We start from the raw sequence: 1050 nt of genomic DNA, 5'->3' as shown, positions 1-1050 counted from the left end.
CCCCGTTGAACCGGCCACGCCGCCGAACGAGTACGCGGCTTCAGCCTGGAAGCCGTGGATGATCGGCGAGATGTACTTCACCGCGTTGTTCTGGTTCGTCGTGTTGTCGTTGTTGTCGACGTCACCCGGCGTCGAGAAGGTCGACGCGGAAATGGCGTCACCCGTCAGGACCTGAACCATTTCCGTCACGGCGTCGAGCTGGCGCCCCATGCGCAACGCGCCGTACTGACTGGATGCGAGACCCACGTAGGCCTGACGGTTGAACAGCGAACGCGTGGTACCGATCGGCCCTTGGCCGCCGATGCCGCCTGTCGCGATGTTGAAACCATTCTCGATCTTGAATACCGCCTGGAGGCCGCCACCGAGGTCCTCTTGCCCTCGAAGGCCCCACTTGTTCGAGCCCGCGGCGCCGCCATCGAGGCCGAACCGGCTGTGGCCATTGATGTTCGACGTATAGCCGATGCCCGCATCGAGCATGCCATACAGGGTGACCGACGACTGTGCCATTGCTGCCGAGGATGCTGCGAAGGCGGCAACAGCGATAACGCTGATGTTGATCTTCTTGTTTTTCATCTGCATTTCACTGTCAGGAGTGGTTTCGGGATGGGTTGAAACGGCTTGTGTCGTATTCGAATGCAGGTGACGGCGCGCGGCCTGCGCATCGTCACGGTCGCAGCGGCCGGCGTCATATTTGCCACATCGGCATGCCGGCTTCGCTCATTTCGTGATCCTTACAATTTTGTATGGGGAACGTCGTACTGCTCGTACTGCTCGATCTGTTCTGCACCCCCTGCGTGGCCGCACTTTGCAGGTGCAAAAACCATATCAGGAACATAAATTCCCGTCAAAATTTGTTTGGTATAAGTTAATCTCGTTTGATAGCCGCGCGCTTTACGGGGTTTCCCCTATAAGAACCCGCACGTAGGCGATGTGTTATCGAAGTCCGCGTCATCACGCTGATGCGCCCGACGTCGCCAAGCGAATTCAGGTGGGGTCGTGCGGGGACGACAATCGACTGCACGGAACAGCCATCGCGAGCAACAATCCGGC

The 1050-nt window shown here is 58.8% G+C and carries 1 protein-coding gene; it reads right to left on the bottom strand.

Annotated features, from left to right (window positions below):
• The coding region (locus JMF90_RS38220; protein ID WP_201326459.1) for a porin at nucleotides 1-573 on the bottom strand (573 nt) is incomplete at its 3' end.
• Nucleotides 574-1050 lie beyond the last annotated feature (477 nt).

Origin of the sequence: Burkholderia sp. E168m23 (genome assembly GCF_016586125.1) — a bacterium.
In the GTDB taxonomy this organism is placed as follows: Bacteria; Pseudomonadota; Gammaproteobacteria; order Burkholderiales; family Burkholderiaceae; genus Burkholderia; species Burkholderia orbicola.
This window is presented reverse-complemented; position numbering and strand designations above follow the sequence as displayed.